Source organism: Mycobacterium sp., assembly GCF_032162105.1.
GTDB lineage: Bacteria > Actinomycetota > Actinomycetes > Mycobacteriales > Mycobacteriaceae > Mycobacterium.
On sequence record NZ_JAVRPS010000095.1, the window covers coordinates 1 to 7,417 of the forward strand.

Below are 7,417 nucleotides of genomic sequence, written 5' to 3' on the forward strand. Positions count from 1 at the left end.
ACACCACGTCGGGGTCCGGTGGCGAACCTGCGTCGACGTGCACGCCGGACACGCCCATCGCCACGCCGACACCGCCGTGGTAGCTGTGCTCGAACGCGATGATGGTGCGCCGCCCGGTGGCGTGCCTGCAGGCCCGAAGTGCGACGTCGTTGGCGTCGGAGCCCGCGTGCCCCAGATAGACTCGCCGTTCGCCGCTGCCGGGGACCAGCGCGAGCAGGTCCTCGGCCAGGCCCACCGAATCGGGGTGGACCGCGGACAAGCCGCCGGATCCCGGCGCCGTGCGCACTGCCCGGCTCACCGCCTCGACGACGGCTGGGTGGCCATGGCCGAGGCCGGACGCCGTCCAGGTTGCCGACAGATCGAGCAGCTCGCGCCCGTCGGGCGTGACCAGAGTTGAGCCGTGGCCGGAGACCACCTCCAGCGGGAAGAAGCGCAGCTTCTCGATTCCCGCGATCGCCGCCTCGTCGCGGTCGTACAGCGTGCTCACTCCGCATGCACCGGAGGGGTGTTCGCCAGCTCTGCGGCCAGCGACTCCCCAACGCGCTTCGCAATCCCAGAGGCCGCAATGGCGATCACCAACCCAATGGCGCACCAATACAATCCGAGCAGCGGAGCATCCAACCAGGTCTGCGCACCCTTGACGTTGAACCACAACACCACTGCGATCACCACGGCTCCGAGGGTCGGCAGCACCAGCCCCAGAATCTTGCCCTTGCCGCCGTGCACGTCGGCAAATTTGGGAGCGCCTACGAACCACACTGCCGCTACCTCGACGAGCAGATAGCACACCATCAGGCACACCGAACCTGCGACGGCGAACAGGAAGTAGGTGTTGATCGCATCGTTGCCGGTACCCATGTCGGGCCAGCCAAGAGCGCCGCAGATGAGGACGACCACCAACGCGACCCCGACGACCAGCCAGGTTGCGCGGCGTGGACCACCAGTGCCCTCGTGGATGTGCGCCAACGCCTTCGGGCCGAAGCCGTCGCGCCCGAACGCGTAGAGCATCCGACCGGACGTCGCCGCGCAGGCCAGGTGGCAGCCGAACGCCGACACTATCGCGGTGAAGATGATCAGCAGGCTGAACCACTGGCCGACGTAACTACTGCCCAAGTCCCCCAATGTGTTTCCGGAATTCTGGAACGCGTCGAGCCCGGCCTGGTCGGTTCCGAAACCGACCACCTGGGCGAACATCACGACGACGAACAGCACACCGGTCAGGATCAGTGTCCCGGCCAGCGCTCGCGGGATGTTTCGGCCAGGATCGTCGGTCTCCTCACCCATCGACGCGCACGCCTCGAAACCTGCCCAGGACAGAAAGGCCGCGACGACGGCGCTGAGTACGGCCGAGGCGGACACGCCGTCGAACGAGAACGCGCTGAAGTCAACCCCGGTCGTCGGGGCGCCTCCCTTCGCGAAGATCACCACCACCAGCACGATCATGGACAGGATGCCGACGCCCTCGATGGCGAGCAGGATCTTCGCCAGCAGCCGGATGTCGCGGCCGGACAACAGGAATGAGATGACGGCGCCCACGACGACGACGATCAACCACGGCAGCTGGTAGGGGTGGTCGTTGCCCGCCTGCAGTTCGGCGATGAACGCGTTGACGAACGCGGCGGTCAAGGCCAGGGTCCCGATGGCGAAACCCCAGTAGGCCCCGAGCATCGCGAAGCCGGAGAAGAATCCGACCCGCGGCCCGATGGTGCCGCCGACCAACCCGTACGCCGAGCCTGCGTGGTTGAGGTGGCGGGTCAGCCGGACGAAGCTGTAGCCGACCAGTGACACGCCGATCAGGCCGATCAGGAACACCAGTGGTATGGCCTTGCCGACGGTGCCGATCAGGCCCTGACCGTTTCCTGACATCGCCAGGGTCGGCCCAACCAGGGCGACGGACAGCGCCAACGCCACCCAGAATGGCAAGCGGCGGTGCGGAAGTCGATCGGCTCCCTCGGATTGGCCAGCCGACACGTTGGTACTCATCGATGTCTCCTTACCAGTGGGTCAACAGCTCCAGGCCAGCCGCAGCGCCTGGGTGGTCTCGGCAGGCGGCAGCCCGCCGAACGTCGTCATCTCGTATCGTCGCACCGCGACCAGCGCATCGATGACCTCGGGTGTGATCAGTTCGGCGGCGGTCGCGGAGCCTGCCAGGGCCTCGATCGCGGCGGCTTGTTCGATCGGCAGCGGCGGCGGTGTCGCGCCGGACTTCGACGGATCTTCGGGCACCTCGTCGGGCAGCTCGAGACCGCGCTCGATGCCGCGCAGCGCGCTGCCGAGGAACGCCGCCGCGGCCAGGTACGGGTTGGCACTCGGGTCGATGAGTTTGAGTTCGGCGTTGGCGCCGTGCGGATTTCCCGGGGTCGCCGCGACGAATCGCACCGCGGCTTCCCGGTTCTCCAGACCCCAGCATGCGGCCGCCCCCGCCCAGTTACCTGGCTTGAGACGCAGCGCCGACAGCACCGAACCGGCATATACGCCAAGCAGATCCGGCAGGGTGTCGATGACGCCGGCGATGGCGGATGCGCCTGCCTGCCGCATGCCGTGGGGGCCGTCACCACCGGAGAACAGCGGGCCGTGGCCGTCGGCCAACGACAGGTGCAGGTGCGCGCCGTTGCCCGCGCCGCCGTCGAAGGGCACCGGCGAGAAGGAGATTCGCAGCCCGTGTCGGGCTGCGGTGCGGCCGATCACGATCCGCGCGAGGATCACCGCGTCAGCCGTCGCGACCGGGGTGTCCGGCGCCAGGGAGACCTCGATTTGGTCGTGCCCGTACTCGGTGTGGATCTGTTCGATGCTCAGCCCGGCACGCTCGGCGGCGCCTGCGAGGTCGACGAGGAACGCGGAGCGCTCCAGCGAGGTGCGGATGCCGTAGGGCGACCACGGCGCGGTCGATGCCGGGCCGCCATCGAGGGCGAGCATGGTGCACTCGAGTTCCGCACCGAGCAGGGTAGTCAGGCCGCGGTCGGCGGCAGCCCGTTCGGTGGCGGCCAGGATCGAGCGCACGCAGAGCGGCGCTGGAGTGCCCTGCTGGTCGGTGAGATTGCCTGGTGCCCATCCCACTCCGTCGTCCACCACCCGTACGTCGCCCGGCTCGATGCGGATCCGCTGGTCACCGGCGACGCCGATGGTCGGTGTGAAGGCGATGCCGCTGTCGACGCAGAACACGCTCCACGACGGTGAGACGCCCATGCCGGAGCGCTGGAAGTCGCCGAGCCGGCGAAGCGGCACGTACTTGGCGCGGGTGACGCCAGCCAGATCGGTCACCGAGCCGGCTACGAGTTCCACGCGCTCGGCGCGCAGTTCTTCGATGCGGTCGTCGCTCGACACCGGCATGCATCCTCCTCGTCCGTAGTGAGACGGCAACGTGAGTCTTCGAGGAAAGCTATGTCATAGATGTTTCAGAATGTTTAAATTTCGCAGATCAGGATTGATTCATAAAATATCGGAACGGGAGGATGCCCTCATGTGCCGGCTGCTGGGTGTCGTCTCCACGACACCGATCACCGTCGCCGATGCCGTCGGCGACAAGTTGCTGAAGGACTTCGTCGCGCTCACCAAGGTGCACGGTGACGGCTGGGGTGTCGCGGCCATCGGTGAACGGGGGCAGGATCCGCACGCGAGGGTCTCGGCAGGCAGCGCACTGGAGGATCCCGACTTCACCGCGGTCACTCACGACCAGCGGGCCGTTGCCACTCTGGCGCACCTGCGCTGGGCCACCAATGGGCTTGCGGTGCAGCCGCAGAACTCCCATCCCTTCGTCGCCGACGGTCTGGCCATGGCGCACAACGGCTCCATCAAGCCGATGGGCCCGCTGGACGAGCTTCTCGCACCCGGGATCGCCGCGTCGCTGCGCGGCACCACCGACAGCGAGCGTTATTTCGGATTGATCCGCCAATACCGCCGCACCGCACCGACTCTCGCCGAGGCCGTCCGGCGGGCGGTGGCTCAGCTGCGGCAGATCTACCACGACGCCAGCCTCAACGCGCTCCTCCTCGGCGAGGACCAGGTGATCGTCGTCCACGCGCACGCCAGGAGCACGCTGCTCGATGAGGACATCGAGGAGATCAGTGCCGCGGAGCTGCCCGCCGAGCACCTCGAGGACTACTTCGCGTTGCGGTTGACCCGCCCCGACGACGGCACGCTGGTCGTCGGATCCACCGGCTTCGGCGATCTGGCGTGGGAGCCGTTGCCGCCGGAGTGCGTGGCCGCAATCTCGATGGCCGACTTGTCGATGACGCTGCATCCGCTAGTGACAGAAGCGACGGGATGACGGCCCAGGGCGAGCGAAGCGACGGGAAGATACGGGAGAGCGTGGCGACCCGCGCCAATGCGGCGCTGCCTGGCCTCACTCGCGCGGAACGACGGGTGGGACGCGCGCTGCTCGCCGACTACCCCAGTGCCGGGCTGGCCAGTGCCGCAAGGCTTGCCGAACGCGCCGAGGTCAGCCCGCCCACCGTGCTGCGGTTCGCCCAATCCCTCGGGTATGACGGCTTCACCGACCTGCAGGTCGCGCTGCGCGCCGAGCTGACCGCGCAGTCCAGCGGACCGATCAACCGGCTGCCGGAGGCACCCGCGGCGGGTGGTCTGCTCGATCGGCTGTTGCAGCAGGCCCGCGGCCAGAACGACCGGGCCGTCGAGACGCTGGCCCTGCTACCGGACTCGGCGCTGGAGGCCGCGGTGGCGCTGTTGTCGGATCTCGGCAGGCCGCTCTATCTGTACGGTGGGCGGTTCTCGCACCTGCTGGCGATCCATCTGGCCGCACATCTCGAACAACTGCGTCCTGGCGTGCGGTTGCTCGCCGATCCCAGTGGCCGCGACCTCGGCACGATGATGGAGCTGACGCGCCGGGACGTCGTCGTGGTGTTCGACTACCACCGGTATCAACGCAGCTCGGCAGACCTGGCCGCCAGCGTGCACCGTGCCGGTGCCACCGTCCTGCTGATCACCGACGACCTCGCGTGTCCGGTGGCGCCCGACGCCGAGGTGGTGCTCGCCGCGTCGAGCACCGTGGGCACGGTGTACCAGAGCATGGCGGCGGGCTTCCTGCTTACCGAACTTCTCATCCCCCTGGTCATGGATGCCATCGGCGAACCCGCGATCACCCGCATGGCCTTGTGGGAGGAGCAGCGCCGAGCCGAACTCTTGCCCTGAGCGACCCTTTGCGGGCGTCGCGGGGCTCGGGGAGGCGGCCATTGCTTACCCTGAACCAATGGCCGGAGGGACGAAGCGCTTACCGCGCGCTGTGCGTGAGCAGCAGATGCTCGACGCCGCGGTACAGATGTTCTCGGTGAACGGCTACCACGAGACCTCGATGGACGCGATCGCCGCGCAGGCCGAGATCTCCAAGCCGATGCTCTACCTCTATTACGGGTCAAAGGAGGAGTTGTTCGGCGCGTGCCTGAACCGCGAACTGGGTCGCTTCGTCGACGTGGTGCGCGCCGACATCGACTTCACCCAGAGCCCGAAGGAACTGCTGCGCAACGCCGTGGTGTCGTTCCTGAGCTACATCGACGCCAACCGGGCGTCGTGGATGGTGCTCTACACCCAGGCCACCAGTTCGCAGGCGTTCGCCCACACCGTGCGGGAGGGTCGCGAGCGGATCATCGACCTGGTCGGCAGGCTGCTGCTCTCGGGCACCCGGCACCCCGAGCCGGACACCGACTTCGACATGATGGCCGTCGCGCTGGTGGGCGCGGGCGAGGCGGTGGCCACTCGGGTGAGCACCGGCGACGCCGACGTCAACGAGGCCGCCGAGTTGATGATCAACCTGTTCTGGCGGGGTTTGAAGGGCAGGCCGACCGATGCCGCCGGCGCTGGGGGTCCCCCCGCTTGTGGGGGAGAGCGTAGCGATTCGGAGATCGAGGCTCGGCGGGCGGGAGCGTAGCGCGAAGCGGTGTTTACCGATATATTGACATTGACGTAAATAAAATTCATGGTGTACGGGTGACGGTCGGCGCGGCGATCGGGGTGTTCGTCGCGTCGACCTTCGTTTTCGTTATCCGCGCGGGTGCCCAGCCGGTCGCGCGGATACGGCAGCGCTGCGGGTAATCGGAAGAATATGGCGACGGGCGTAGTCGGCCACCTCGGCCTTGCTCTGCAAGGTCGGTCCCGAATGGGGTGCCAGCAGCAGCGAGTGCGCGATCCGTACCAGCACCTCCGCGAGTGCGACCGGGTCGGCGATGGTGAGGCCGTCGGCTTTGGCCGCTCGTCGCATGTTCTCCGCGCCGAAGGCGATCGCCATGTCCATGGACGGACCCGCGGCCGTGGTCAAGAAGGGCAGCACCACTTCCGGTTCGGTCGCCAGTTCCCGCGCCATGAGTGGGTGGCTACGGACGCACCACAAGATTCCGGTGAAGCCGCAGACGACCTTGTCGTCGAAGGAGTCCAGCTGCCGAGCTTCCTCGTACACGTCGGTGAAGAGCCGTCTGAACTCGGTCATCACGGCGGTGAGGAGCAGCTCGTTCTTTGCTGGCCAGCGCCGGTACACCGTCATGTGAGACACGCCTGCGTACTTGGCGACCTGCTCGACGGTCGCGCGCTTCACACCGAAGTCGACAAGAACCCGCAGGGCCGCGTCGAGAATCGCGACTCCTGTGCGGTCGGGCTCTTGATCGTCGGCCAATGCCGTGGTCCTTCGGTAGTTAGTGTGTTACGCGATTGCTAACAGGGAGTATGGCACGGCGGTTGCGTCGTTCCGACGACACGCACCGGTGGCGGACACGAGTGTCGCGGCCGCCAGAATTCCGATTCCTGACCGGGCGAGGTTGACGGCACCGTTGTTATGCTGTTACTAGTAACTTAACATGAGCACGTTCTGGGTCGGGGAGGACCGAATGCGATCACGGTTGATGAACCAGCTCACTCGCGGCACGCGGCCGACGGGCGGGCGGGCGTGACAACCTTGATCCGAGATCGCTTCGCCGTAGGCGTGGTGGCCGCCATGATCGCAATCATTGGAGTGGTCGCCTTCTACTATCCGATTCACCTCCGCGACTACGACCCCTGGGGCATGCAGATTCCTTGCGGCACCGCGGTGGCGCCGGATGCCGACCAGGCGGTCGAAGCCGACATGTACACCGCGAACCCGCCACCTCGGGCGAGCGCATCGGGGCCCACGCAGTATGCGGCGGAATGCAACCGGGCCGTATGGATTCGCCGGGGCTGGGCGGTTCCGCTCACGCTGGCCGGTCTGGCGCTGGTGGCAGTGGTTGCGATGGGACGCTGGCCCGCGCCCCGCGACGCAGTATCCAAGGATTGAGCTACAGCGTGTCACAGTGGAATCCACTGGTGTGCAACGGCTTCTGACCAACTGCCTGTTGCCGCCGCTGATTGACACCGTCGTTCTCGTGGTGGCCTTCGGCTATCTGGTGGCGCTGTCGTGGCAGATGACGGTCGCCGCGCTCGTCCTCACGCCGTTGGC

At 67.2% G+C, this 7,417-nt stretch carries 8 protein-coding genes; 4 read left to right on the forward strand and 4 right to left on the reverse strand.

Annotated features, from left to right (window positions below):
- From QOC69_RS04565 to QOC69_RS04575, 3 genes are all read right to left on the reverse strand, one after another.
- Positions 1 to 487 (reverse strand): aminotransferase class III-fold pyridoxal phosphate-dependent enzyme (locus tag QOC69_RS04565; RefSeq protein WP_526436811.1); only part of this gene is annotated, 487 nt, incomplete at its 3' end.
- Positions 484 to 1,983 carry an amino acid permease gene (locus QOC69_RS04570; RefSeq protein ID WP_526436813.1) on the reverse strand — a complete coding sequence of 500 codons (1,500 nt, stop codon included), beginning with the start codon at positions 1,981 to 1,983 and terminating at the stop codon, positions 484 to 486. The genes QOC69_RS04565 and QOC69_RS04570, both read right to left, overlap by 4 nt.
- A 21-nt stretch (positions 1,984 to 2,004) precedes the next feature.
- Positions 2,005 to 3,330: a type I glutamate--ammonia ligase gene (locus QOC69_RS04575; protein ID WP_526436815.1), complete on the reverse strand. Its 1,326-nt coding sequence runs from the start codon at positions 3,328 to 3,330 to the stop codon at positions 2,005 to 2,007.
- A 130-nt stretch (positions 3,331 to 3,460) separates the two neighbouring features.
- Between QOC69_RS04575 and QOC69_RS04580 the strand changes: the two genes are divergently transcribed.
- Genes QOC69_RS04580 through QOC69_RS04590 form a run of 3 tightly spaced genes read left to right on the forward strand, consistent with a single transcriptional unit; the run spans position 3,461 to position 5,881 of the window.
- Positions 3,461 to 4,267 (forward strand): class II glutamine amidotransferase, encoded by an 807-nt coding sequence (locus QOC69_RS04580; protein ID WP_526436817.1) that lies wholly within the window; start codon positions 3,461 to 3,463, stop codon positions 4,265 to 4,267.
- Positions 4,264 to 5,148, forward strand: a complete 885-nt coding sequence (locus QOC69_RS04585; protein ID WP_526436819.1) for a MurR/RpiR family transcriptional regulator — start codon at positions 4,264 to 4,266, stop codon at positions 5,146 to 5,148. The genes QOC69_RS04580 and QOC69_RS04585 overlap by 4 nt, the downstream gene beginning before the upstream one ends.
- A gap of 58 nt (positions 5,149 to 5,206) precedes the next feature.
- Positions 5,207 to 5,881, forward strand: coding sequence for a TetR/AcrR family transcriptional regulator (locus QOC69_RS04590; protein WP_526436821.1), 675 nt, complete (start codon positions 5,207 to 5,209; stop codon positions 5,879 to 5,881).
- 111 nt (positions 5,882 to 5,992) lie between these two features.
- Here QOC69_RS04590 and QOC69_RS04595 read toward each other — a convergent pair whose 3' ends face one another.
- Positions 5,993 to 6,619 carry a TetR/AcrR family transcriptional regulator gene (locus QOC69_RS04595; RefSeq protein WP_526436823.1) on the reverse strand — a complete coding sequence of 209 codons (627 nt, stop codon included), beginning with the start codon at positions 6,617 to 6,619 and terminating at the stop codon, positions 5,993 to 5,995.
- A gap of 318 nt (positions 6,620 to 6,937) precedes the next feature.
- Between QOC69_RS04595 and QOC69_RS04600 the strand changes: the two genes are divergently transcribed.
- Entirely contained in the window at positions 6,938 to 7,255 is a 318-nt protein-coding gene (locus tag QOC69_RS04600) for a hypothetical protein (protein WP_526436825.1), read from the forward strand.
- The last annotated feature ends 162 nt before the right edge of the window (positions 7,256 to 7,417 follow it).

What these genes read in the sequence shown, in the direction of transcription:
- QOC69_RS04570 (WP_526436813.1), bottom strand. Translation starts at nt 1,983, where the DNA reads ATGAGTACCAACGTGTCGGCTGGCCAATCCGAGGGAGCCGATCGACTT.
- QOC69_RS04580 (WP_526436817.1), top strand. Translation starts at nt 3,461, where the DNA reads ATGTGCCGGCTGCTGGGTGTCGTCTCCACGACACCGATCACCGTCGCC.
- QOC69_RS04585 (WP_526436819.1), top strand. Translation starts at nt 4,264, where the DNA reads ATGACGGCCCAGGGCGAGCGAAGCGACGGGAAGATACGGGAGAGCGTG.
- QOC69_RS04575 (WP_526436815.1), bottom strand. Translation starts at nt 3,330, where the DNA reads ATGCCGGTGTCGAGCGACGACCGCATCGAAGAACTGCGCGCCGAGCGC.
- QOC69_RS04600 (WP_526436825.1), top strand. Translation starts at nt 6,938, where the DNA reads ATGATCGCAATCATTGGAGTGGTCGCCTTCTACTATCCGATTCACCTC.
- QOC69_RS04590 (WP_526436821.1), top strand. Translation starts at nt 5,207, where the DNA reads ATGGCCGGAGGGACGAAGCGCTTACCGCGCGCTGTGCGTGAGCAGCAG.